This window comes from Pelotomaculum terephthalicicum JT (assembly GCF_022410535.1).
Classification (GTDB): Bacteria; Bacillota; Desulfotomaculia; order Desulfotomaculales; family Pelotomaculaceae; genus Pelotomaculum_D; species Pelotomaculum_D terephthalicicum.
In genome coordinates this window covers 1-24,545 of record NZ_JAKNBL010000045.1, presented here as the reverse complement: position 1 = coordinate 24,545, position 24,545 = coordinate 1, and the positions used below count along the sequence as shown (strand labels likewise).

The following is a 24,545-nucleotide window of genomic DNA, read 5'->3' as shown; positions in this document are numbered from 1 at the left end:
TTTGCCATGCCCATTTTTAGGAATGTCGTGAAAAGGACAGTCTTTTTAGCCTGGCATGCCAGAATTTCCAGTTGCTTTATTCCAGATTTAATGATTCCTCCCATCTAATGCCGAGAGCCTATTTAACGACGACCTTCCCAACAAGATGAAACGCAGGGGTTTCTTTTTCGCCAAGGCCAATAAGGAATCAGCGGTAACACCCCGGGCTCCGCCGGATACCAGCACCGTGTCGTAAGGCGCCAACGGGTCGTATCCCTTTTCCTGTTCCCCCTTTGTCCCGCTTTCTGCCAACCCCACGGCAATCCTTGTACCGTCGGACAGATAACCCACCTCTTTTTCCAGGCCGCCCGAAAAAAGCTCGTCACAGATGCATTCGGCCATGGTTTCAAGGGATAAGGAGGAATCAAGATCCAGGGCCTTGACAAAAGCCCGCGGCCATTCCCGGGCCGCCGTTTTGGCAAGGGCGGCCACCCCGGCCGACCAGACTTGATGCCCCGCCCTGCCGGACAGGCCAAAGTCTCCGCCGGTACTTTGCACGGTGAGAAAGAAACCGTCTTCCTTTTCCATGGTTCCGGCTACATTTCTTGCCGTCCTGAAGGCCTCCAGGTTCAGCTCTGTCGCTTCGGCGACCTGGCTTTGCCCGCCTGCCATCCCTAAATAAACGACATTCCGGGCGGAGGCAGGGATCCGGCGGCTGACAATGGCCTCGACTTCCCGGCCGCGCAATTTGTCCGCCAGTTTTTCCGCAAGGCCAAAGCCGTCGTTGTTTATATAAACCGGATACTCCCTCAGACCCGGCACTTCAAAGCCGGCGGCGGGAGCCGGAAAGGTCCGGACATGAAAGCATCTTAACCTCTGCCCGCCCTCCATGGCTGCAATTTCTAGTTTTTTTTTGGGTTTTGCTCCAGGAATTCGATTATTTCCTTTAAAGTATGTAAACCGGCCAGATCGGAATCGTCCAGATCGGGCGGCTCCGCGAAGCTCTCTTGAACCGTCGATAAGATTTCCACCAGTTTAATCGAGTCGATTCCCAGCCCTGCTTCCAGATCGATATCCAGGTCCAGCAGTTCCACCGGATATCCTGTTTTGTCAGAGACTACTTCCAGCACGGTTTCCCCAATGGACAGGGAAGGTTTGCCGTCATCGTCAAAGCCCCTCTCCGGAACCGGCTTTTGCCCGGGTCCGGGATACGCGGGGATTTTTGCCGGCAAAACGGCGGCGGCGGTTTCCCCGGCAGCGGGCGCAGCGTGCTCAATAAAGCTGTTCTCCACTTGTGGCCATAAGCGCTGTTCCTCATCTCCACCGATCTCTCCGTTTTCAGGGATGAAGGTTGGACTCTGGCCGGCGAGAGCGGCCAACAGCTTCTCCGAAAAGCCCAAATAGGCCTGATGGCTTTCTGTAAGCGCCTTTTGAAAAGCAAGATGGGCTTCCGTCATTTGCTTTTGGATAAAAGCCAGGGAGGAGGCAGGGATCTCCTGTCCTCTCGCGGTTTGCTCTCCTTGCTGCCGCTCTTTTTGATTCACGGTCGATACCTGCCTGTCTATAGATTTGTTAATTGATTCTTCATGCGATTCTTTGACCATGTTTGCTTGGGCCGCTGCCTTGGCGGCCGGAATCCTTTCCTGTCCAATCGTTTTTTTAGCCGGGTACGGCTTCCCATAATTGGCGCCGCCGATTTTCACGGTGTAAGCCGGTTTTTTCTCGTCCCTCGGGTCCTTCAAGCTGCCGTAACCCGACCACAGACAGGAATAGTCCAGCTTAATTCCCAGCACGGAAATGAAAGCTACGGCCTGCAGCAGCGAGAGGACCCCATGCCGGCCTTTATAGTCCGCAGCTATCGCCTTCACGTCTTGGTCCGCCAGACACTGCCTGGTCAGGCCGGTCAGCACCCCGCCCGGCCCAACTTCAATAAACAATTGTACTCCCTGTCCGGCCATCCGGCCGATCAGCCCGGCAAAGCGGACAGGGTGGGCAATTTGTCGGGCCAGCAGCTCTTTCATTTGCTCCGGCTGCTCCGGATACGGCTCCGCCTCTAAGTTTGAGTAAACAGGGACGGCGCTTTTCTTAAAGGCAACACTTTGGAGATATTGTCTGAAAGGCTTTACAGACGGTTCTACCAGGGCGGAGTGAAAAGCCGTGGATACAGGCAGCCGGACAAAACGCAGGCCTTCTTGTTTCAACGCGGCTTCCAATTGGCGGATTTCCTCTGCGGGTCCCGAAGCTACGACTTGTTCGGGACTATTGACATTGGCGATTACAACGGAAAGGTTTAATCTTCTGATCAACGCATCAGCCTGATCGGGATGGAGAAATACGGAAGTCATGGCTCCTTTATTCCCGGAAGCTTCCCGCATCAACTCCCCGCGTTTTTTAGCGACATGAAGCATCTCTTTCTCGGAAAACACTCCTGCCGCAGCCAGCGCCGTGATTTCCCCGTAGCTGTGCCCGGCGACGAAATCGGCGCGCAATCCCAACTGTTTCAGGACCGCTAAAACGGAGAGACTCATGGCGCCAATTGCCGGCTGCGCGATACGCGTATCAGTTAAGCGTTCCTGTTGCAGCCGGCGTGTTTCATCATCAAAAGCCGGCCGTGGGAAAACAAAATCATGCAGTTTTTCTCCCTGCGGACCTGCCGCAAGCTCCGTTGCGCGGTCCCACACTTCTCTGGCGCAATCGAAATGCATGGCCAGATCCTTCCCCATATCGATATATTGACTGCCTTGTCCCGGAAACAGAAAAGCTATCTTGCCGGTCATTTTTTTTGTTTCATAGCAGATTCCGGCAGGCAGGCTCAGCGCTTGCTCCGGCTCCGTCCCGATGCGGTCCATGCTTTGCTTTATTTTTGCTTCCAAATCATCAAGATCAGAAGAGACGACGGCCAAGCGGTATCCCCACTGATGCTCATATTCCGTCTGCGCCTGTTTTGCCAAAACCGCATGCAAATCGCTCCGGGCAGAAACGCAGGAAGAAATTGCATCCAGTAAGCTTTGCCCGCGCCGAAGCAATTCTTCCGGTGAACGGCCGGCCAAGGGAAACAGCTCGTAAGGCATTGTTCTGAGTTTATCGGGACGGTTCCCCGGTTTCGTATATTCCTCCAAGGTCACATGAAAGTTGCTGCCGCCAAATCCAAAAGCGCTGACAGCGGCCCTTCTGGGATGGTCCAGGCCGCTGATCCAGGGCCTGCTCCGGGTATTAAGATAAAAGGGACTGTTTTCTATCTTTAGGTTGGGATTGGGTTTGTCTACTTTGATTGTTCCGGGCAGCACCTTATGGTGCAAAGCCATCACGGCTTTGAACAATCCCGCCGCGCCGGCCGCCGCCTTCGTGTGTCCGATTTGCGATTTGACGCTTCCCAGGGCGCACCATTGCTTTTTTTCCTCCCTTTGAAAAACGCTCGCCAATCCTGCGAATTCAGCGGCATCACCGGCTTTTGTCCCCGTACCGTGGGCTTCCACCAGCTCTACCGTGTCCGGTCCGTACCCCGCCGCCTCATAAGCCCTTTTTACGGCAAGTACCTGTCCTTCAGCCCGTGGGGCGAAGATGCTCTTTGCTTTTCCGTCGGAGGAAGACCCGATGCCTTTAATTACGGCATAGATGGGATCACCGTCTTTTTCCGCATCCGCCAGCCTTTTCAAGGCCACCATGGCGATCCCCTCTCCCAGAACCGTCCCGTCCGCCTGCCGGGAAAAAGGCCGGCAGTCCCCGGTGGGAGACAGCGCCTGGACTTTGCTGAAGCACAGATACATGAAGATATCGTTTTGCGTATCCGCTCCGCCCGTAATGACCAAATCTGCTTTGCCGGACTGGAGCTCCAGGATGGCCATGGAAACAGCGCATAAAGAGCTGCCGCAAGCCGCGTCAACGATCGTATTGGTCCCTTTTAAATCGAAGTGATTGGCAATCCGTCCGGCCACCACACTCCCTAACAGCCCGGGGAAAGAACTTTCCTGCCAGGGCAGGTAGTTATCGGTGATCCGGTCGCAAATATGCCGTATCTCCTGCTCCTGGCATCCGCTTTCTCTTAACGCTTGAGCCCAATGGGGCCTTTGAATACTGCCGCCCAAATGGATGGCCAGCTCCGAACCGGAAGTCACGCCCAGGATAACACTGGTTTTTTCTTTATTCATGTTTTTAAATTGGGACCGGCAAGCGTCCTCAAGAACTCTTTTGGCAACGATCAAGGCTAAAAGTTGACAAGTATCGGTCGCCCTTAAATTATGGGGTGGAATCGCAAACTCCAGGGGATCAAAATCAATTTCCGGGATAAACGCGCCCCTTTTGCAATATGTTTTACCCACCGCCGCGGGATCAGGATGGTAGTAATCGTCTATCAGCCAGTGAGAACCGGGAACATCCGTTATTAAATCCTTTCCTTCAAGGATATTTTTCCAACAACCTCCACTATTGTCTGCTCCAGGCAACAAAGCGCTGGCCCCAACAACGGCGATATGTCGACAATGGGCCGCCAGAATCTTCACCTTCCTCCGGCAAGTTGTGTCTGAAACAACATGCCCTAAAGATAAAACTTTTTCATATTGCCTTTATTTTATTTTTTATGCAAAAATTTTTCATTGACGATTTTGCGGTTTGCGGAAATTCCTTCCCGCCTTTACCCTTTACCATGGCGAATAGATGTCCGGCTTAAATATTTTTTTAGCTGACGGCTTTTTTCCAGCGGACTAACCAGTGCCACTGTTTCATCGGATATGGTTCCGTTTTCAAGCAACTCCGCTCTTATCTTTTGTATCACTTTATCAACTTTGTCCGGATTATTGGCAGCATGTCTCTATGCCACGGCCTATGTAGATCTTTTCATAATGTGGCGGCCTTAGTCATCCTTCCCGGTGGGAGGCTTTAAGCTCCCCATTTTTCTCTTACTTTGTTTCTCAGCTTCAAGATTTTTACCAGCCTTTCCCCCGCTCTGCCGGCCTTTTCCAAGGACCTTTCGTCTTTCAAAGCGGCCCCTTGTGCAAATAACCCCAAGGCTTTGACTTTATCTACTACCCGATAGCCCAGAGCTTCCAAAGATTTGGCCATGACTTCTGCGGTGGGCCCCATATCTTCTTCCGAATGTTGCTCGCATACCGCTATTACGCCGGCGTATTTTATTCCAAGGGCCTCATTGAGGCTCAGCCAAATAGAACGGTCGTCTTCGGCAAACACTTCAAAGCAATAGCATCGGTCCAAGAAGGCCTTGACGTTGGCCGACACGTTGTAATAGTAGGTGGGGGAACCCAAAATAACCCCGTCTGCTTTCAAAAGAAGCGGGTAGATTTTTTGCATATCATCGTTGATCACGCATCGCCGGGTTTTCTGACAACCCTCGCAACCGCTGCAGTCTGTGATGGCATAATCGTCCAGAAAAATCAATTCCGTTTCCGCCCCTGCCTCTTTGGCCTTTTCTAAGGCCCTGTTCACCAAAACCGAAGTATTGCCTTTTTTCCTTTTACTGCCTACTATCCCTAAAATTTTCATTCATCATATCCTCCTTTTCCTCTGCTCCCGTCCATCTATCCTTTAATACGTTGACTAAATTCCCATTATTTCAGATTCTTTACAAAGACTTTTGAGTTCACAATATCATATTTTTCCATACAAATAAAGAACATAGCCTCCCCCTTGACGGAAAGCTATGTCTTTTATGTAATGTGTGATCAATTTTAGATGCAGCTTGTTTTTCATAAGAAGAAATTAAATGGATGGAGAATATCGCAGAATTATCGTATAATAATAGCAGAATAATTCCTTATGGGAAGGCGGGTTTTATGATTATCAAATCTTCTACCAGCTTACGCAACGATTACGGCAGCATTTCAAACCTCGCACATGAAAAACAGGAACCAATCTACATTACCAAAAACGGTGAGGGCGATCTCGTGGTTATGAGTATTGAGGCGTTTGAAAAGCGCGAAGAAATCATAAAGCTGCGGGCAAAGTTGGAACTGGCAGAACAATCCCGTCTTGCCGACGAGCCGACTTTTACGCTGGAGCAATCGAAACAGCGTTTGGATACAATCTATGAGAAAACCAAAATATAAACTGGAGCTTCTGACACCTGCCCAGCGTGAACTGGAGGAAATTGCTCTCGTACATATGGAACTCGTGGGCGTAGAATCGGCACGCAAAATCACGGACCGCATCTATAACGCGCTGGATCATTTGAGAAGCCATCCGAATATGGGTATAGCGTGCATAGATAAAATGCTCCGGTCGGAAAGCTACCGGATGCTAATTTGCGGCCATTATCTGTGTTTCTATCGACTATTGGGTGAAACTATCTTTGTTTACCATATCGTGGATGGCAGAGCGAATTATACCCGTCTACTTGCGGACTTGCCGATGCAAGGTGAAAGCAACGACTGATTTAGTTGGGCAAACAGCTGGTTAATATCCGAACGCCCTCTCCGATAAGGAAAAGTTCGGATTTTATTGCTTTGGAAAGCTAGGTCAAAAAGATATCATGGTTTTGACGCATTATACTTATTTTGTTAGGCTGAGAATATCTTTAATTTGCGGAATGGTTTTGCCTTCCGCTCTCAAACTTTTAATATAGGAAATACGCTGGATCGTATCGACACGTTTATATCTTCTCGTTAAATTTTCTTCCGCTTGTTCAAAAACCAACATGCCTTCCTCGGTATAAAATTTGAGCGTGCTGTATCTCACGCCTGTTAATCTTACCAGTTCTCCAATCGTAACATATGGAGCGCTCTCTATCACTTCCATGCTTCTCTGCCTTGACACGATACAAAACTCCCTTAAGGCGCCGTCGATATCGCGGCAACGGCAGTAACAGCGATAATCATATCAACATAATCCACCATTTGCTTTACCAATTGATTGGAAGGAGCTTCTTTGATCTCTTTTAAACGGGCCTTTAATTGTTCAGATTCATATTTAGAAAAATATTTTTTTATCTGATGGCTTTTTTCCAGCAGACTAACCAGTGCCACTGTTTCATCGGATATGGTTCCGTTTTCAAGCAACTCCGCTCTTATCTTTTGTATCACTTTATCAACTTCGTCCGGATTGGGGCCGGTCAAAAAGAGATTTCAAATGGAATTGTTTCTCGCTTAAATTGCCTATCACGTAAACCTTATTCTTTTCGTCTATTTGAATACAATTGCTTGCCAGCAGTTCGATTAACCCGCCTGCCAAAACACAAACGGGAATTTCCGTACTAAGTGCGGGGAATTTCCCTTTTTCGTTTAAAGAACATAATACATATTCCTGAGAAATCGACAGATCATTCATGGTATTATCTCCTTACAGATTACTTACTACTTACTACTTACTACTTACTACTTACTACTTAACTATAGCATAAAAAAGCAAGTTGTCAATAGATGTATTAAAATCTTTTAAAGATGATATAGAGCATATGGGATAAATGATGTTCACTCGTATATCTATCAAAACTACAAAGAAGCCAACTGCCCAAATCGCAATCGACTTCTTTCGATAAAAATTTATTTAATGTGTGATCAATTTAGATGCAACTTGTTTTTGCTAAAAACAGGGCTTTGGCAAAAAAACGGTTAATTATGTCTTAGAATCCACTCCAGAAGCTCTTTATCATCCATCTCACCGGCGGCAATCTTTAAGCCTGTTTACAACGATATCTTGATCCGTACAGGTAAGACCGGCACCGTTCAGTTCAAGAAAACCATCATGGCCAGCATCCCGGTTCTTTTATTGCCATCAACAAAGGGATGGTTTTGATGAGGAAAAAGCCTAACCGCGCCGCTTTCGCCTCCAGCGATTTATACAAATATTCTCAGCCATAGAGCATTAGAAAAAGTGGAAGCCATAGAAACAAACGGTGCATTTCCTGTTCCCACACCTCCCAACAATGTATTTTGGTTAGGTTCATCTTTTTCACAAATTGAACCGGCAATGGCTTTTCAATATGGACTTCCACTCCTCCTGATAATACAATCAGGCGTCATAATGGAACGAAAAGAGCCGCACCTGCGTGGCAGTCGTCTTAGAGAAGATATGGTGGTTGGCAACAGTCATAAAGATGACCCCGTCCTACCTGCCGTTTGCTGCTTGCAAAGTCCAGCTAGAACGGGCTTTCGAGGATTCTCTAAATTCATGTTTAAAGCACTGCTATACTCCTGAGCATAGTTTCCAGATGATTATTGCTTAGAGCTGGTTGCTGCAGTTTAAGACGTTCCTGATCTTGTGCTTGACCATGCTTTTAATGGCCTCCCTGGCTGGTTTGAGATACTGGCGGGGATCAAAATCAGCGGGGTTGTGAGCAAAATGCTCCCGGATGGTAGCCGTCATGGCCAGGCGGAGATCGGTATCAATATTTATTTTGCATACCCCCATTGTTCCGGCCCTGCGAAGCATATCTTCGGGAACGCCCTGGGCACCCTTGATCTCTCCCCCGTATTGATTGCATTTGGCTACAAATTCCGGCAGCACGGTGGAGGCACCATGCAAAACCAGGGGATAGCCGGGCAGGAGAGATGCTATTTTCCCCAGGCGGGCGAAATCGAGTTTGGCTTCCCCCTTGAACTTATAAGCTCCGTGACTGGTGCCAATGGCGATCGCCAGGGAATCGCAGCCTGTTTTTTGGACAAATTCGACGGCCTGGTCAGGATCAGTGTAGCTGGAATCCTCGGCACTGACGTTCACTTCATCCTCGACGCCGGCCAGCCGCCCCAACTCGGCTTCTACCACTACACCCTTGGCATGGGCATACTCCACGACCTTTTTGGTCAAGGCAATATTTTCGGCAAAAGGCAGCTTTGAACCATCGATCATCACCGAGGTAAACCCACCGTCGACACAGGACTTGCAAATCTCGTAATCCTCCCCGTGGTCCAGGTGCAAGCAGATAGACAAACCGCTGTCCTCTACGGCAGCCTCCACCAGTTTCATTAAGTAAACATGTTTTGCGTATTTCCGGGCCCCCGCCGAAACCTGCAAAATCAAAGGAGATTGTTCTTCCTTGGCCGCATCAACAATTCCCTGGATAATTTCCATGTTGTTGACATTAAACGCTCCCACGGCACATTTCCCATAAACTTTTTTAAACATTTCAGTTGAAGTTACCAGCGGCATATTTTTGCCCTCCCTTTTTGGTGTGCATATTGCTATTTAAGGAACTTCTATATTGTTCCAAGACTATCCTCTAAGATTTCGTGATTTTGTTAATTATCAAATATATTTTTTAGCTTTTAATCCTTAAAGGAAGATGAAGATTTTAAGAGAATAGTTATTTGTAAGGCTATGCGTTACCGAATACCCGGGCGAAATAATGGCAATGGCCTTTCATCTTTAAGTATAACTTACATTTTTAATTTTATGTCCCACTCCGGGAGCATTATATGGAGGGAGCACTTTGGATAATTTTACCACAAAAAAACTGATGGAGCAGCAGGATTATCTTGAACTCCTGTCTCAAAAATTTCCCACTATATCACAGGCGGCATCCGAAGTCATTAACCTAAAATCCATTTTGAATCTTCCTAAAGGTACCGAGCACTTCCTTACCGATCTTCATGGAGAATATGAAGCCTTTAACCATGTGATGAAAAACGCCTCGGGCGTTGTAAAAAGAAAAATCCATGATGTGCTGGGAAAGACACTTTCTAAAAATGATATCGATGAGCTTGCATCACTCATCTATTACCCTGAAGATAAGCTTCACCTGGTCAAAGAGAGGGAGGTTAACCTTTCCGACTGGTATGAGATCACCATTTACAGGCTGATCCAGGTGTGCAGGGACACTTCGTCAAAATATACCCGTTCCAAGGTCAGAAAAGCGCTTCCGCCGGATTTTGCCTACATCATCCAGGAACTGCTCCATGAGGATGAGTACCGGTTCAACAAAAAAGAATACTACAATAAAATTATCGATACTATTGTTGGGTTGGATATGGCAGACGACTTTATTATCAATATCTCCGCCGTGATCCAGAGACTCACCATCGATCATCTGCATATAATCGGTGATGTTTACGACAGGGGGCCAGGACCTCATTTCATCATGGATACCCTGATGAAACATCATTCCGTGGATATTCAGTGGGGAAACCACGACATTCTCTGGATGGGCGCAGCTGCAGGCAACCGCTCCTGTATTGCCAACGTAGTCCGGATCTGCCTGAGATACGCCAACATGGATATCTTGGAAGAAGGCTATGGGATCAATCTATTTCCCTTGGCTACATTTGCCATGACTGCCTATAAGGACGATGAATGCAGCAAATTCAAACCTAAAATGAGCTCCGGCGATACCGTGCCGGATTCGAGTGTTGATCTTCTTGCCAAAATGCATAAGGCGATCGCTATGATCCAGTTCAAACTCGAGCATGAACTTATATTAAACCACCCTGAATATGATATGAATCATCGATTGCTTCTGGATAAAATCAATTATGAGGAACACACCATCAACGTTGAAGGCGCAGTATACAAACTGAATGACCAGATCTTCCCGACCATCGACCCCAAAGAGCCCTGGAAGCTGACCGTAGAAGAAAAATCAGTGATCAACAAGCTCCGTTATACATTTCTGAAAAGTGAAAAGCTTCAAAAGCATGTCCGGTTCATGTTCGCCAAAGGCAGCATGTACCTAAAATACAACTCCAACCTGTTGTTCCATGCATCCATTCCCATGAATCCTGAAGGGACCTTTAAGATAATAAAGCTCAATGGTGTGGAATGTTCAGGCAAGTATCTGCTGGATAATTTGGATCAATGGTCCCGGGAAGCCTATTTCGGCAGAGAAAACAAGGACATCTCTACAGATATTCTTTGGTATCTATGGTGCCACCAGGATTCCCCGCTGTTCGGCAAGGACAAGATGGCAACTTTGGAAAGGTATTTCATTGATGACAAAGCTCCGCACAAGGAAAACTACACTCCCTATTATACTTTGGTCGATGATGAAAGGATCGCCAGGATGATTCTTGCAGAGTTTGGGCTTGATCCGGAGAAGGGACATATCATTAATGGACATGTGCCTGTAAAGACTAGAAAAGGGGAAAGTCCAATAAAAGCCAACGGCAAACTGCTGGTTATTGACGGTGGATTTGCGAAAGCCTATCAAAGCGAAACAGGAATAGCCGGTTATACCCTGATCTATAATTCCTACGGTCTGATGCTGGCAAGCCATGAGCCTTTCGAGTCCGTAGAAAAATCGGTAAACGAAGGAATGGATATCCATTCTACATTAAGCGTTGTTGAGAAGGTTGTTGACCGGAAGAAGATATCTGATACCGATAATGGCCAGGAGTTGAAAAAGCAAATCTATTATCTTGAGATGCTCTTAAGCGCTTTCCGTACAGGTGTTATTAAAGAAAAATTATAACCGGATTAACCATTTCTTACTATATTGATATATAAATCATTTTTTATTTGATTATTTGTATTTAGGACATTTGTCCGGTTAAAAAACCTTGCCATTACTCGGTCTGGAGGAGCACCCGGCGCCGGTGTCCGGACATCTGCCCGGTGATTGTCCGGTTTCAAAAAGCTCCGGGTAATACTGCTTGATAATCTCCAGGTGCCGCTTAACTACTTTTTTACCCCGCCCGGTGAGATGTCTGATTCCGACGATGCCCATCCCACGGCGCACGAAGAACTTAATCCGCTCGTAATCTTTGATGTATCGGTCTACAGCTTCCTGACTGTGGTTGACTTGCCGGGCAATATCCGGCGAAGCGACTTTCTCTTCGTACAGCTCAAGGATAATCCGCTTGTGGGTGATCCCAGGCCCGATGTCCAGCTTGTTCTCCTTGATTGGCAGCACGACTTTGTGCCCTTCCTGGTATGAAGATTACCCTGAAGACCAGCGTGGCCACAGTTGTCTTGTGCTGGGTCATACTAAAGATAGTCAGCCAGTACACTCCGTTTGTGCTTTTGACCCTTCAGGCACCCTTATTATAATAACCGCATATTTTCCCGAGCCTCCCAAGTGGAAAGATCCTAAAACACGCGGGGTGAATTAACAGAATGATTAAAAAGTGTTTCTTGTGCGGCGGTAAAACGACTAAAAAATTGATTACAGCTGAAAACTGGTGGGGTAATGATTTAACATTGATAGAGAACGTTCCTTCCTGGGTTTGTGATAATTGTGGTGAGCAATATTTTGAACCCCAAGTATGTGAAGAACTGGATCGTTTACGTAAGACTCCACTTTCCAAAAACAGGACATCCGTATTAAAGAAAGCCGGTTTAAGCTCCGGCTTTTTCGTTTTATATAAGCCTTTTCAAGAGGAAATTGTCCCTTATAAGCTCATTATTGGTTAGGCTATGTTTTACTGTGATCTATATTTTCCACCAGTTTCAATGCTGGACAGCGACCCGGCATTGAAACTGGTGCAACCACACCGGAAATATGCAAGCAGGTACGGCAGCCATAACCTACCGGGAACAGAAGCAACCGCTCCCGAATGAACTGCAAGGCACCGCCTTGCCATTCTCTAATTATTATTTCGGTTAACAAGTGTCATTTGGATTTTTATAACTGGTAGGAGGTCGATAATTAAAGCTGGATAATATTTATGGAGAACAAAATCCCAAAATAGTTCTGGGGTGACTAGCCCAGAACTATATAATGTAAGGTATTTTTTAAAACCCGCAATAAAATTACTAAAAAGCTATGAGCCTTTTTCTTTATGGTAAACCACAATTGGTAAATTTGGGTGGAGGCGGGCCGTACCTTATTGAAACCACAGACAAACTAACCGCTATTTCCTAACGATTTATTGGTTCATATTTTGAAATAAGTGAAAGCTTGGTCAATATTTCTTCGTTGGACATACACGTACAATAAATCCAGTTCTCTAACGAAACCAAATTCTCTCATCATATCTTATCTTCTTCACTAAAAAGTTCAAGTTGTTCATTAATAGGTGAATTGGTTAGAAGGCGTCCAAACAACATCTTGGTTTCCGGGTGAGCTTCGAGACGCAGGCAAATAGCCGCTTCCAGCTCCTTGGGCGGCTTGCTGGTAGTAGTTACAATATATTGAAATGGCGCTTTATCTTGACCGCCATAATCATTGGTCAAAATCCACATGGATTGCAGGTAGCGGCTGTAAATGTTCCGGTCGAGGTCGGCCTCGCGGGGGCTGTCATGTAAAAGGAATCGTGGATGGTGGCCAATTCCCAGGCATGAACAGAGCATTGCGGCCAAATCAGCCAAAACTAAAGCCAGAGTCTCCACTGCCTCGCCCGATAGGCCAGTCACCTCTTCAATATGAAACTGCAGTTCACCTTTCGGCATGCGAAGGGCTCCGGAGTATGTGTCTGAAAGCACATTTTTGATTAAGGCATTATATACTTCGTTGATTGATTTTAGATGTTTACCATAGGACTTCTGCAAACTTCTCAATTCATCCTGCTTTCGTACAATGTTCTCGCGCAGTTCGGCAGCACGGGCGTTTTCCTGATACAATTTTGTGCTCGGTGTTCGACCTTCAATTAGGTCCAGGGCTTGTTGACGCTGCTCAAGATGATAGTCAAAACGTTGAAGCCGGTCTCGGTATTCCGATAGTTTTATTTCCTTTCTGCGCTTCTCTGCTATGTCTGCTTCTAGTTTCCGGCGCAACTCATTGAGCAATGCAACCACTTGGTCGTGGTCCTCTCGCTGTTGTTCGAGGACCTCCAAACGCCGCTCTGTTTCGGATGCCACGCGCTTGTCTTCGCGTACTTTCTGTAAGCTAGTGATCTTCTCCGCCTCGGCTAAGCGTTCCCGAACATAGAAGCACTCAAGGAAGGGGACATTACCATACAAGCAATCCTTTCCCCTGAGCTCTCGGAGTTTTCGTATGGTATCGCCTTCTGGCTCTTCGCTTTGCAGGAGTTCTGTCGCCTCCTCGGTCATTTCAAGCACAGCCTTAAAGACGCGTCGTTGCTCGTCATAAGATGCCAGCCAGATGCGCTTCTGTGCAATCGTCAAGTCGATTCTTTCAATGTCATGTTGAATCTGGGAAATGGCCTGTTCAATCTCCATCCGCAGTATAAACACTGGGGAAGACAGGTCAGACATATCGGCATTCAGCGCCTCGGTGGATGGAAGACCAAGGAGTTGCTTCAACGCCTCTTCCTGTTGATTAAGACGATATTCCGGTTCTCGCCGCAATTCAGCTATTCGTGCCTCTCGTTGCTTCAATTCCCTCTCTGCATCAGCGAGTGACCTAGACACTTCAAGTTCTTTATCCTGCACCAAGTCCAATACAAGACGTATCAAGTAAAGCGCGTGTTCCTTGGGTTTCTGGAATTTTGCTGTATCCGCTCCGCTACGAGATGATCTCCAATCGTGCAGGCTCTGGAAGCGCGACTCCTGATCGCGGGTCAACCACGCAAGCAAGTGCTTCCACTCGTAAGGCTTATCGGCGTTAGGTGGAGCATTGACCTGAAGCCCCGACATCATGGTGCTTTGTAGATGCGCCATGATGTCACGGTACTGATTTTCCTGGCGTCCTTGATCGAACAAGTTCTCAACAGCCATCATTTTGGCCGCTTTTGAATCACCGGATTGGCCAATGGGTTTGAGAATAGCCCACTCCTGATCGTCCACTGTCAATTCCATTCCAACCCAGCCTTTGGGAAAGGAGTGTTTAATACGGATCATTACACCCGGATTCCCGAAGGCAGACTCACCCAAACAGTAGCGGATTAAGCGGCAGAGTATAGTTTTACCGACAGAATGTCCGGAAAGTGTTACGGGACGGGTGCCATCGGCCACGGCATCATCCGGCAATTCAACACCCCAAATAATGTTGAGGCCGCGGGAAAATGGGATACTACGGATAGGAGCATTTTTTTTCTCTGGGGACTCAAACAGGACGACCCGCCTGATCCACAAGCGAGGCGAGCTAATGTCATAATTTTGAACGAATGAGTTTAATCGATACATTTTATACTACCATCAACTTCCGCAGTTCATTGGTAACCTTGTTCTGTGTGAAATCAACTTCAGCGTCTTCAAGGGCACGACGTTGCATTTCGTTGAGGTTGTCCGCCGCCTCCAAGATCATTGGCAGAAGCGGCTGCAATTCTTTCGGCAAGAGCGGTAAATTACCCGCGTTCTGAACTATGGTTGCACCGGATCTTGGATCGGTTTGGATGATCCTTTTATCTTGCAGCTTCTCCCGAATTTTCCGCGGGCGAATGAGATGCCCATTAGGGAAATCCAACCAATCGATACCGTTCATGACTAGGCGATATTTGTCACGCAGTTCCTCATTGAGCAACAATGTTTCACAATGATTCGGATGTGAGGCAATCAACGCCGCGTCGCGATAGAACTCGAACGTCTCGCCGGGCTTTTCCTGAATCAGATACGGAATAAGAGCATATACAAAGGCCTCACGCCCGCGCAGGAGTTCCCCTGAATCCCCGCTTAAAATGGAATAAGAGCATATACAAAGGCCTCACGCCCGTCCCAGGGGAAAAACTGATCGCCTTCTAAATGGCTCCAGCGCTTTTGACAGACGGCGAACCAAGCCGATAGAAGCGACTCTTCCCATGCCGGATGCGGCAAGTGAATATGGTCCGGCCAATTATCGCGGTCCCAGCAGTATATAGATATAAAATTGCCTTCGGCATCCATGGGCGGACCGGGCGGAGGATTCAGGCGCATCTGGTAGCGAGCAGTAGCCTCCCGACCAGCAGCCAAGGCAGCGGCGTTCTCAGCCGATACTCGCGCCATCTCGTCATAGATCTCAAGAATTTTGTCCTTCGTACGGTATGAGCCGTATTTGGCCTCGTCTTTTCGCTTGGCAATTAGGAAAGTATCCATGATATAGTCTACATCGTCCCGCTCGATTCCATATAAGTGGAAATAGGCGGCATCCAATGCACAGCGGATTAAATAGCGACGATCTTCATTCCAGTGAAAAGGTGGACCATTATAACCACAGTCCCTAGCAAATTCCTCTAAATCCCAGGCAGTATATGTTAGCTCAATAACCATGTCCTTAATTAATTTACGTATAGAATGTTCATAATTATTGGGGAAAACCACTGGTAATTGTTTTACAATAAAGAAATTAACATTTCGACTTCCAATCTTTTGTCTAGCTATATAATCTAAAACAAATGAGTTAAGATTAGCAACGAGAAATATATAGTTATCTGTTTTTATGTCGGAGGGTCCATTTATGATTGGTAAAGAGTTACTCATAGGAACCAGGGGGCAAATTGTCGCTATGAAAGTTCTCTCATTATTTGGGTTTGCAATCCCGTGAAAAGATAACCAGAAGGAAGGAAGCTTTTTGCTGTATCCATGGTAACTATAATAATCCTTTAAGTTAACCCAAAAACGTGGGATTACAGTGATAGTATCCATCGCATGTTCATCTTGGGTAATTTCACGTGGATTGCCTTTTAGAGCTTCATCAGGATCTACGTTTAAAAAAGTCGCATAACGATGATCAAAAATTTGCGTTAATTTACCTTCGTATAATGGGAGATAAACCTCTTGCTCCTTATAAAATATATTTTTATTAAGTTGAAATCCCTCATTTAATAACTGCTCTCTAGAACGGAATAGATGTGAATCGTTTGTCATATCAAACATCCTTACAAAACTAATACTCAATGTGTTCTCTATGGAGGAGCCTTCTTTGACCAGAACTGAAACACGACGGTAAATCGCCTTTGTCAATTCAGCATCCCGTCTTGAACGAAAGATTGGACATGTTCGTGTATTCGGGTTGATTAAAACAAGATCTTGGGCAGAAAGAGTGAAACTTTGGTTCTCTTCCCGGATTTGTTCGGTAGTGTGAGCAAAAAAGACAAATTTTGCTCCGTTCTTTGCTGGTCTTTTTGGTCCGGATAATATTAATAAGCAAAATTTTTGCTCACGATGGACACCAGGAAAAATTCCTAATTTATTTTCAAAGTCATATAAACTAACTAAAGATTGCTTATTCATTAGATCTTGGAAAAAATACTTGGTTGTATCATCTGTCGCAATACCAGATGGTACAATACAACCTAAACGTCCTATCCGATTGAGAAGCAATCGCATGGTCTCAGTAAAAACAACGTAAGTGTTAATATCACCCCTACCGCCAAGTGGATAACGTAAAGAATCACGAACAAAGTGACTTTCACCTTCAGCTTTCCGCCGGTCTTCTAAAAAGGCCTTGTACAGAGCAAGGTCCTCGTTTGCCAGGGCGCTAATCATCCGGCGGCGGGCAGCAGCATTAGGTGCATTGGCGATTTCCGGCGAGCGGCTGGCAAACCACTCCTTTTCCTGGAGCTTGACCCGCTCCCACGGCGGGTTCCCCAGCACCACGTCAAATCCACCTGACCAACCCGCCTGCTCATTTTCCGGCTGTTCGCTCGGACCGGGCAAATTAAATACATCCGGAAAAGCTAAATGCCAGTGGAAAAACTGATATTGGCCGTCAAGTCTTTGTATTTCCTCCCGTATCCATTTTGGGATTCCATCTGGATTTTGCTCAATTTTATGGAAGATCTCCTCAGTAATCGGGTAGGGAAACTCCTTAGTTTTTTTCCACACAAAAGCCGAGCACCAGGCGTCGGCCAGGATGCGACTGTGAATGTATTCAGCGGAATTGATATACTGGTAGTACTGCTCTTGTTTCTGCTGGATACCAGCGAGAGAGTCATCATTAATATTGTCAAGCCTTGTCATGCAACTAGTTATCCTTCCTAGTTCAGGCCAAACTGTTCCGGTATCGTCAAACAACCAGCTGGTTTGACCAGTTTCCCTCTCCTGTCTGTTTTTCCTTTTAAATTCCGTACATAACTTTTTATCATCACCCTCAATAGGCTTAAAGGCTTCGTCCGGGATACCTTTCTTTAACAGAGCTGGTGTAGCTCCCAACAAGCTGTTGCCGCATAGGATGCGGTGATCGAGAAAACTTAAAGGTTTGCCCGGCTCCAGCGCCTCCATCCACAGGCTAACCTTGCAGAGCTCCACCGCCATCTCGTTGACGTCGACACCGTAGATGCAGCGACCGATGACATCCCGCAAGGCGGTTCGCTGAGCTTCCGGTGCCGGCTCGTCGTCGCCGGTTCGGACAGCGGCCAGTCGCTTTGCAATGCGGTGGGCAGCAGCGATCAGGAAGTGCCCGCTGCCACAAGCAGGGTCGCACACCTTCAGGTTAAGTATTGCGGCCTCCGGGTCCTTCTGTTTCACAGCCTCGTCCAGCACAGGGTCAAGGGTCGAATCCAAAAGGCAATTAATCAGGCTGGTCGGAGTGTAATAACTACCGGTGGTCTTGCGCTCGCTGCCGCCTGTAGTCCTTAATTCAAAGGTACCGGCGTCAGTATCAAGAAACGTATGCAACTCCAGGAGCGATTCATAGATGCTACCCAGTTCCTCGGAGCCTAGATTCTTGTAATCCACCGGGCGGCGAGTGTAGCCATCTGTTGTGAAGACCAGAGCGCGGACTACGTCCAAAAAGTCGCGGTTGGCAATGTCACAACCGGCCAACTCAGGTACGGCCTGCTCCGACCAGAGGAAACTCCCCAGGGCGGATAAGCCTAACTCGGGGCAGCCCCTGTCGCTACCCAGTTTCTCCATGACAACCCGTAGTCCCTGGAAGAGGTCAGCATGTTTCGTACCGCGGCTGCGTCCAGCAAGGCGGCGTATTTTAGCCATTGAGTAAAAACGCATGTAGCGTTCGCGTGCGGCAATGTGAGCTTTGGGGTCCAGCAAAAGGCCCCGGTCCTCGGCCACATAAAGGAAGATAAGCCGATAAACGAGGCGCAGGAGTTGGCGATAATAGTCTTGAGTATTTAAATCGCCCGACTGGAGACTTTCCCGTAACTGCCGGTTGGCGGGGTGAGTCAAAAAGCCGCGGCCGAAGGCGGTGATAGCATCCTCCACCCCTTTACGGAGCTGTTCCATTACCCTCGTCCCCTGCTCCTGGGCTGTTTTTGACCATTTTTCTAACCAACACTGCTCTTGGCGCTCCGACTCCACGCGAGACTGGTGGCAGAGCAACCATAAAAGGGAAAAGTCAGCATAGACCTCGCCATCCATTATTGCCTGCAGGTCAAATTCCACATATGACTGTTTGGTAAGGCTTACATTGTCACGTAGGATCCGGAGGACGAAACCATTGGAAACAAAACCCCAGAGATGCCCTCTGGAGCGATTTAATAACTCCTGCAGCAGGCTGTGCGGACTCGTACGGGCCGCCCCGGCAACCCCGGCAGCGCGGCGGTCCAAGTCAATCCGACAACCCACCAGGTGAATGGGTGTGTTTTGCCAGTTGTGTGAAATTGGGTAGCTTTTACTATCTATTTCAACTGCCCGGGCTGTTAGCAGGCGGCCGTAGTCCAGTTCCTGAAAGAGAACCAAAAGCCAGCGCTCACGGGTGATGGTGATGGCAGGATCACCGGGCGGCAGCTTTTCCAGCCCTGCCTTGAAAGATGCCCATACACCCAGCAGGCGGTTCCAGGACCGGTTGATCGCCTCATTCAGCCGCTCGCCCTTAGCCAGATGGTAGTCTTCAGGAGCCAGGCCATCCAGTTCGCGCTCACCAGTAACAATACGTTGCAGTAGATCGGGGGGCAGGATGGAGCCCTCCGTCCGAATGGTAGTGAACATGTCCTTTCTTCTTACTTGCATGGGTGCCCTCCTCAGTCCTTCGGCAGGTAGATGTAAATGCCCAGCACATCTGGCGGCAACTGTGGCTCGACACGGTAGCTCACTCCGGTATGTCGGGAGGCAGTCCGCACCCGGCGGTGGGCCTCAAGTAGCTCCCTGCCCCTGTGCCAAGCCGCCTCTTCCAGATGCGGACGCAGTCGATCAAAGCCGTCGATCACCCGACGCACAAACTCACTAGCCTTACTGGGGGAAATATTGGCCTCGGGCTCTACCTGCAACAATGTTTCAGCTACTGCGTTTTCCAGCCACTGGGCGCTTTGGGGAGAGCCGGCAAAGGCCAGGACCTGGCAGTCTTCCGCAAGCAGTGGCCTTTCTAAACCACCCTGTCTGGTCACAATATGGTAGCGGAAGCGGACCAGAAGCACCGTGGTGCGGCAGTCCACTTGGCTGGTACAGATAATGCCACAGCGGCGGGCCGGTGCCGGAAGGAGCGGGTCAAGGGCTGTATTCATAATAAATGAGCCGAGCCCTTCCACCACCGGGTGGGTGCGGTTCAAGTAGAGGACGCCGTCTTTTACGGGGAGTTGGAACTGTACTTTAATCTTCTTTTTACCTCCCACCTCTTCAATTAAGGAGGTTGGCGCTTCCTGCAAATCAATTAGTAATGGGGAATTACCTGCTACGGTAGCACTGCAGGCTCGAAAACCTTCCCTGATGAACCACTCCACTTCCGCACCAGAGCCGATTGCTCTTTGCACCGCTTCCAATTCGTGGGCTACTTCGTCAACCTTGATAGACTCCTGAGCAAACATGGTGCGGGAGCGCTTTTCGCGGGCAGTAGCATCATCCCATTTGGCAAATAGATCTTCCCTGGCTGGTCGCAAGTACTCATCAAATAGAGTTAACTGTTGATATTGAGCCCCTTTCTGTTCCTTTAACAGCAAACCTTCAAGAACAGCTTCCACTACAGAATTAGTGTCCACCGGTACCGGGACCGAAATCCCTAGAGAACTTCGGATTTTCTTATGCTTTCTTAGTAGCACGTCCAGGACGATACCGTCGATCTGGTTATCGGTACCATAGAATGTTAGTACCCGCACCTTGCGCCTGGGTTGGCCGTAACGGTCGACCCTTCCTTCCCGCTGCTCGTGCCGGGTAGGGTTCCAGCTCAGGTCGTAGTGAAAGACGGCATCGAAGTACTCCTGCAGATTGATCCCCTCGCTGAGGCAATCTGTCGCCACCAGCACCCGCTGGGGTTCTTTCGCCAATTGGAGGATCCGCTCTTCGCGCTCACTTGGCGGCAGAATACCGGTGACTGCTGCCACTTCTACCCTTTTTGATAACCGCTCCCGGAGCTGGGCTGCAACATATTCCGCTGTAGGGATGAAACGGCAAAATACAATGGGATGATAGCCATCCTTGAGCAAATTCTGTATTAGCTTTACTGCCTTCATTAGCTTGGCGTCCTTATCGCCGTTCAAACCATCAGCAGTCCGGGCCATTTTCAATAGGATCTGGCGGTTTTTCATGTCTTCTTCAGTCTGTTCGCCGGTGTCACTACCGGGGATAACGTCAATCCCGTCCGCTGTCTCATCGAGGTCAAGGTCAAGGACAGTGCGTCGTCCGATTTCGTCCGCATCCTCAGGGGTTTCGGTATCGGCAACGGCGGCCCGGCTCCTTAATGTGGCCGCCGCAGCGGCGGGGCTGCTGGCCATGGAGCGTAGGAGAGCCAGGACCGACCACCAGCGCACCCGCTGGCGGTGCTGGGTAGCACCGGACTCCTTTACAGTTTCCCTGGCGTAGCGTAAAACCCGGTCGAACAGTTGCCGGTATGAGCTGGATAGCTGGTAGTTTTCCTCGGCTTCCTCGCGCTCGGGGAAAGGTGTCTCGGCCTGCAGATAGTACCGGATATCCGCCCGCCGACGCTGGACAAAATGAGCCGCTAGCCGGCGCCGGTGGTGTTCGTTTCCTTTACCGGCAAGATCGGCAGGCAGGTTGGCGAAATCTTTGTCTAGGAAGGTTAATAGCGAGCGGAATGCGTCCTCCTTGCCGCTATGCGGGGTTGCCGTAACCAAAATAAGGTGACGGCCCGGGTCAGCGGAAAGGCCTTTTAACAACTGGTAACGCTGGTGTCTTGAGGCGCGGCCCTGATCGGCAAGGGCGCAGGTATGAGCCTCGTCGACAATAACCAACTCCGGACAAGTGCGCAAAAACTCGTCGCGACGGCGGTCAGTTTTAATAAAATCAGTTGAAACTATAACATGGGGGAAAACTTCAAAAAGCGACTGCCCCAGTCCACATTGTTTTTCCAATCGTGTTGCCGTGCTGGACAAGACTAGTTCCGTTTCGATGTGAAACTTGTTCAGGAGTTCCGCCTGCCACTGTTCGGCCAGGTGGGGGGGGCTTAAAACCGCCAGACGCAAGGCCTCCCCCCGATCAATAAGCTCCCGTGCGATCAGGCAGGCTTCCACTGTTTTACCAATACCAACATCATCGGCAATCAAGATACGTACCGGGTCCAGCTTCAGCGCCATAAGCAAAGGTAGCAGTTGGTAAGGCCGCGGCTCAACGGTGATCTTGGCAAAGGAACGGAAGGGTCCAGCACTGGAGCGAAATCCGAACCGCAACGCATCCCGGAGCAGACGGCAGGACCGGTAATCGCCGACCAGATCAGGGTCAGGTAGGTCAAATTGAGCCGGCTCAACATTTTCTATTGAAAGGCAAATGCCTGTTACCTCGTCCTCGGTTCCTCCTAAAGGCCTCAGAATAAGCAATTCTTCTTCCGATTCGGGCAAGACAACCCACTCCCGGCCCCGGGCTCTTACAAGCGATCCCACTGCGTAACTCATGATTTCCTCCCGAATATATCTGGGTATTTAGCAATTAGACCCGCCCAGTTATCCTGGTAACTAAAGCGCAGTACCAGGTAACCTTGGTCCTCCATGCGTTCGGTCTGCTCAAGGTCCCGCCGACGCCGCTCCGGGTATTCGTGGGGAGGCCCGTCAATATAGATGACCGTCTGTTCTTCATCATAAATAAAATCCGGTCTGGTGTTGCACTTTTCTATTAAGGGCTGGGCACGGGTAGGAAGTCGGTGATTGTTGTCTTCCAGGTACTGCAACCATCTCCGCTCCAGGTTGGAAGCGGCCTGTCTCACCAGATTTTCCATGTGTTTCGAACGTGAATCGCCTACCGGTGCTCCGGTCACCCGGGAGCCAGCCAGATTTAGCAACAACTCTTTAATCAACTGGCGATCCAGCAAGGCATGTTCTCTCTGGTTAGCATAACTCATCAGACAGTTATAGCATGCTGCTTCACAATCTTCTTTGGCCCCCGGTGCCCTGCGTAGGTCGACTCCAGTATCCGGGTCGAAGTGACAAAGGCTAAGCGCTTCCCGTGCCACTTCCGCCAGGTCCTGTGGGTCATCCACCAGGCGGCGGAGCACCCCGGCACCGCCTTCGGCTGCTTCGTAGAAAAGGAGCTGGCACCGTTTATTAGATTCTGGTAGAGGCTCGGCAGCCAGTTCATTATCCTCAAGTTGATAACGTATTTGAATAGCATTCTTCAAAGCAGCCTGCAGAGAAGCCATCTCTTTTTGTTCCAAGGGGTCCGCCAATTGGAAAATCAAGCAATTTCGTCTGTCTTCCACATAAGGAATTACACGGGAGGTCCGGTTGCTAAGGTTGTCCTGGTTATCATCCTCGGCGGGGTCCTGTTCGTTTTTAGCCCAGTAACCCCGTTCATTATCCAGAAGGAAGCCATGCTGCTCCTTGTTTTTACGGCGACGCCAACCCAGGTTGATCCGCCAGATTGTGCCAGTCTGACAGTAGGTGAGCATAGCCAGGACTTCTCCATTCTTTTCGACCAGAGCGGTACGTTGCGAGGGCATTCCGTCTCGCTTGTCGAAACGTACCACAGTGCGAAGCTCATAGCCCTGATGCGGGCGTTCCTCCTCGTCGGAACTGATACGATCTCGTCTTCTTGTAGCCACGTTCTGTAAACGGAATAATGGATCTAAGGGTGGATCCAGCGGTTGGCTGCATCGCTCGCAAAGGTCCGGCCCGGCATGGGAGGATATTGGATGCAGGTAACCGCATTCAGGGCATAATTTAGCCGCACTGGTAGCCAATTCTTCATCATCATTGGATGGGCTCACCGGTAAAATTACTTTATGTATGACATAGCGGGACCCCTCATGGTAGATGACATTTCTGGGTCCAAACTCGGCAATGGCCAAAAATCGGGGCCTGGAGAGGAACTCGTCGAGGTTCTTTAATCTACGCCTCCCGGGTATGTAGGCTGAAAGAGGCAGACGTGGAAAATTATACCCAGGCAAGAACCCCTCGCTGGCAAAATAGCGATAGCTGTAGAAATCTGAGTACATCACGTTGTCGATTTCCAGCAACAGCTCCAACTGGGACTCAGCCTCCTGGCGTAGCCGCCGAGCTAGCTTTTTATCTTCGGCACTACGGGAAGCGTCGACGATGATCCGGTGCTGGATTTCTCTCTGTTTCAGGGCGGCTCGGTAAAGGTCGCGCCACCGATCACAAGCCCGTTCGAAGGTGCGGGGAATACGATTCAAAACATCTTCAAGCCACCTGTCGCTGTACCAGCCGGCAGCCAGGAGTTCTGCTTTAATCCCATCCAGAACGTCCCTAGCCCTAGCTAGGGCCTTATGCCTCGGTCTTGCCGAGTTAATAGTGTCATTTACTGAAGGTAAAAGTTCCAAAGTGGGATGTTCACCGGCCAAGTCAAGGATATCTTTTAAGGAACTACCCAGGCTCATGTCGGCTTCCGTAAGCCAGATGGCGTGGACGTGTGACTGGACTAGGTCCTCATTGGCAATGTCCAGCCGGGGTGTTAGCGGTATAATAAAATGCAGCAAAAACGGCCACTAAAAATGCAGCAAAAATGGCCACCAAATACAGCACTCAGCTGGAAGAAATGGAAATGTGCTACCATGGACACAAATCCATTTACAAGGG

General features: G+C 48.9%; 21 protein-coding genes. 6 read left to right on the top strand and 15 right to left on the bottom strand.

The features are described 5' to 3' along the window. Nucleotides 1-87: 87 nt before the first annotated feature. The 4 genes from L9W92_RS16455 to L9W92_RS16440 all read right to left on the bottom strand — a co-directional run bounded on the left by L9W92_RS16455 (nt 88) and on the right by L9W92_RS16440 (nt 5,475). Nucleotides 88-801 (bottom strand): Rossmann-fold NAD(P)-binding domain-containing protein, encoded by a 714-nt coding sequence (locus L9W92_RS16455; RefSeq protein ID WP_240084829.1) that lies wholly within the window; start codon nt 799-801, stop codon nt 88-90. An 80-nt stretch (nt 802-881) separates the two neighbouring features. Then, nucleotides 882-4,478 (bottom strand): type I polyketide synthase, encoded by a 3,597-nt coding sequence (locus L9W92_RS16450; RefSeq protein ID WP_240084828.1) that lies wholly within the window; start codon nt 4,476-4,478, stop codon nt 882-884. A gap of 131 nt (nt 4,479-4,609) precedes the next feature. Continuing rightward, on the bottom strand, nt 4,610-4,750 hold the full coding sequence (locus L9W92_RS16445) for a hypothetical protein (protein WP_240084827.1): 141 nt from the start codon (nt 4,748-4,750) through the stop codon (nt 4,610-4,612). 104 nt (nt 4,751-4,854) lie between these two features. Beyond that, nucleotides 4,855-5,475 carry a flavodoxin family protein gene (locus L9W92_RS16440; protein WP_240084826.1) on the bottom strand — a complete coding sequence of 207 codons (621 nt, stop codon included), beginning with the start codon at nt 5,473-5,475 and terminating at the stop codon, nt 4,855-4,857. Nucleotides 5,476-5,765: 290 nt separating this feature from the next. Between L9W92_RS16440 and L9W92_RS16435 the strand changes: the two genes are divergently transcribed. Beyond that, nucleotides 5,766-6,038 carry a type II toxin-antitoxin system Phd/YefM family antitoxin gene (locus L9W92_RS16435; protein WP_240084825.1) on the top strand — a complete coding sequence of 91 codons (273 nt, stop codon included), beginning with the start codon at nt 5,766-5,768 and terminating at the stop codon, nt 6,036-6,038. Further along, nucleotides 6,019-6,363 (top strand): type II toxin-antitoxin system RelE/ParE family toxin, encoded by a 345-nt coding sequence (locus L9W92_RS16430; protein ID WP_240084824.1) that lies wholly within the window; start codon nt 6,019-6,021, stop codon nt 6,361-6,363. Before L9W92_RS16435 ends, L9W92_RS16430 begins: the two co-directional genes overlap by 20 nt. 117 nt (nt 6,364-6,480) lie before the next feature. On the opposite strand, the gene L9W92_RS16425 is transcribed toward L9W92_RS16430, so the two are convergent. The 4 genes from L9W92_RS16425 to L9W92_RS19460 form a co-directional block, all read right to left on the bottom strand. Next, entirely contained in the window at nt 6,481-6,726 is a 246-nt protein-coding gene (locus tag L9W92_RS16425) for a helix-turn-helix domain-containing protein (RefSeq protein ID WP_240084831.1), read from the bottom strand. A 32-nt stretch (nt 6,727-6,758) separates the two neighbouring features. After that, the gene (locus L9W92_RS16420; protein WP_240084823.1) at nt 6,759-7,010 is read right to left on the bottom strand and encodes a GPP34 family phosphoprotein; all 252 of its coding nucleotides are present in this window, start codon (nt 7,008-7,010) and stop codon (nt 6,759-6,761) included. Between the two features lie 4 nt (nt 7,011-7,014). Continuing rightward, the gene (locus L9W92_RS16415) at nt 7,015-7,254 is read right to left on the bottom strand and encodes a GOLPH3/VPS74 family protein (RefSeq protein ID WP_240084822.1); all 240 of its coding nucleotides are present in this window, start codon (nt 7,252-7,254) and stop codon (nt 7,015-7,017) included. A gap of 398 nt (nt 7,255-7,652) precedes the next feature. Continuing rightward, complete coding sequence (locus tag L9W92_RS19460; protein ID WP_353681848.1) at nt 7,653-7,763, bottom strand: Fic family protein; 111 nt, start codon at nt 7,761-7,763, stop codon at nt 7,653-7,655. A 37-nt stretch (nt 7,764-7,800) separates the two neighbouring features. On the opposite strand from L9W92_RS19460, the gene L9W92_RS16410 reads away from it, so the two are divergent. Further along, nucleotides 7,801-8,124, top strand: coding sequence for a hypothetical protein (locus L9W92_RS16410; protein ID WP_240084821.1), 324 nt, complete (start codon nt 7,801-7,803; stop codon nt 8,122-8,124). 24 nt (nt 8,125-8,148) lie between these two features. Here L9W92_RS16410 and fba read toward each other — a convergent pair whose 3' ends face one another. Then, on the bottom strand, nt 8,149-9,075 hold the full coding sequence (fba, locus tag L9W92_RS16405; protein WP_240084820.1) for a class II fructose-1,6-bisphosphate aldolase: 927 nt from the start codon (nt 9,073-9,075) through the stop codon (nt 8,149-8,151). 307 nt (nt 9,076-9,382) lie between these two features. Here fba and L9W92_RS16400 point away from each other — a divergent pair, with 307 nt between their 5' ends. Then, nucleotides 9,383-11,329 carry a fructose-1,6-bisphosphatase gene (locus tag L9W92_RS16400; RefSeq protein ID WP_240084830.1) on the top strand — a complete coding sequence of 649 codons (1,947 nt, stop codon included), beginning with the start codon at nt 9,383-9,385 and terminating at the stop codon, nt 11,327-11,329. 78 nt (nt 11,330-11,407) lie between these two features. Here the strand turns inward: L9W92_RS16400 and L9W92_RS16395 are convergent, their stop codons facing one another. Further along, a complete protein-coding gene (locus tag L9W92_RS16395; protein WP_240084819.1) occupies nt 11,408-11,770 on the bottom strand; it encodes a DUF1670 domain-containing protein in 363 nt (120 codons plus the stop codon). On the opposite strand from L9W92_RS16395, the gene L9W92_RS16390 reads away from it, so the two are divergent. Together L9W92_RS16390 and L9W92_RS16385 are read left to right on the top strand one after the other, a co-directional pair. After that, nucleotides 11,739-11,969, top strand: a complete 231-nt coding sequence (locus L9W92_RS16390) for a DUF4258 domain-containing protein (protein WP_240084818.1) — start codon at nt 11,739-11,741, stop codon at nt 11,967-11,969. The genes L9W92_RS16395 and L9W92_RS16390 overlap by 32 nt on opposite strands. A 4-nt stretch (nt 11,970-11,973) precedes the next feature. Next, on the top strand, nt 11,974-12,270 hold the full coding sequence (locus tag L9W92_RS16385; RefSeq protein WP_240084817.1) for a type II toxin-antitoxin system MqsA family antitoxin: 297 nt from the start codon (nt 11,974-11,976) through the stop codon (nt 12,268-12,270). Between the two features lie 558 nt (nt 12,271-12,828). Here the strand turns inward: L9W92_RS16385 and L9W92_RS16380 are convergent. The 5 genes from L9W92_RS16380 to L9W92_RS16360 all read right to left on the bottom strand — a co-directional run bounded on the left by L9W92_RS16380 (nt 12,829) and on the right by L9W92_RS16360 (nt 24,445). Further along, nucleotides 12,829-14,883 (bottom strand): coiled-coil domain-containing protein, encoded by a 2,055-nt coding sequence (locus L9W92_RS16380; RefSeq protein WP_240084816.1) that lies wholly within the window; start codon nt 14,881-14,883, stop codon nt 12,829-12,831. A 1-nt stretch (nt 14,884) separates the two neighbouring features. Next, a complete protein-coding gene (locus L9W92_RS16375; RefSeq protein ID WP_240084815.1) occupies nt 14,885-15,256 on the bottom strand; it encodes a hypothetical protein in 372 nt (123 codons plus the stop codon). Between the two features lie 113 nt (nt 15,257-15,369). Beyond that, nucleotides 15,370-19,581 carry an Eco57I restriction-modification methylase domain-containing protein gene (locus L9W92_RS16370; protein ID WP_240084814.1) on the bottom strand — a complete coding sequence of 1,404 codons (4,212 nt, stop codon included), beginning with the start codon at nt 19,579-19,581 and terminating at the stop codon, nt 15,370-15,372. Between the two features lie 11 nt (nt 19,582-19,592). Beyond that, nucleotides 19,593-22,409, bottom strand: coding sequence for a DUF8741 domain-containing protein (locus L9W92_RS16365; protein WP_240084813.1), 2,817 nt, complete (start codon nt 22,407-22,409; stop codon nt 19,593-19,595). Continuing rightward, a complete protein-coding gene (locus L9W92_RS16360) occupies nt 22,406-24,445 on the bottom strand; it encodes an MrfA Zn-binding domain-containing protein (protein ID WP_240084812.1) in 2,040 nt (679 codons plus the stop codon). The genes L9W92_RS16365 and L9W92_RS16360 overlap by 4 nt, the downstream gene beginning before the upstream one ends. Between the last annotated feature and the right edge of the window lie 100 nt (nt 24,446-24,545).

Excerpts from the sequence above, each read along its gene's own strand:
- L9W92_RS16440 (WP_240084826.1), bottom strand. The coding sequence starts at position 5,475 with ATGAAAATTTTAGGGATAGTAGGCAGTAAAAGGAAAAAAGGCAATACT.
- L9W92_RS16365 (WP_240084813.1), bottom strand. The coding sequence starts at position 22,409 with ATGAGTTACGCAGTGGGATCGCTTGTAAGAGCCCGGGGCCGGGAGTGG.
- L9W92_RS16425 (WP_240084831.1), bottom strand. The coding sequence starts at position 6,726 with ATGGAAGTGATAGAGAGCGCTCCATATGTTACGATTGGAGAACTGGTA.
- L9W92_RS16415 (WP_240084822.1), bottom strand. The coding sequence starts at position 7,254 with ATGAATGATCTGTCGATTTCTCAGGAATATGTATTATGTTCTTTAAAC.
- L9W92_RS16390 (WP_240084818.1), top strand. The coding sequence starts at position 11,739 with ATGTCCAGCTTGTTCTCCTTGATTGGCAGCACGACTTTGTGCCCTTCC.
- L9W92_RS16435 (WP_240084825.1), top strand. The coding sequence starts at position 5,766 with ATGATTATCAAATCTTCTACCAGCTTACGCAACGATTACGGCAGCATT.
- L9W92_RS16430 (WP_240084824.1), top strand. The coding sequence starts at position 6,019 with ATGAGAAAACCAAAATATAAACTGGAGCTTCTGACACCTGCCCAGCGT.
- fba (WP_240084820.1), bottom strand. The coding sequence starts at position 9,075 with ATGCCGCTGGTAACTTCAACTGAAATGTTTAAAAAAGTTTATGGGAAA.
- L9W92_RS16400 (WP_240084830.1), top strand. The coding sequence starts at position 9,383 with ATGGAGCAGCAGGATTATCTTGAACTCCTGTCTCAAAAATTTCCCACT.
- L9W92_RS16370 (WP_240084814.1), bottom strand. The coding sequence starts at position 19,581 with ATGCAAGTAAGAAGAAAGGACATGTTCACTACCATTCGGACGGAGGGC.
- L9W92_RS16380 (WP_240084816.1), bottom strand. The coding sequence starts at position 14,883 with ATGTATCGATTAAACTCATTCGTTCAAAATTATGACATTAGCTCGCCT.
- L9W92_RS16385 (WP_240084817.1), top strand. The coding sequence starts at position 11,974 with ATGATTAAAAAGTGTTTCTTGTGCGGCGGTAAAACGACTAAAAAATTG.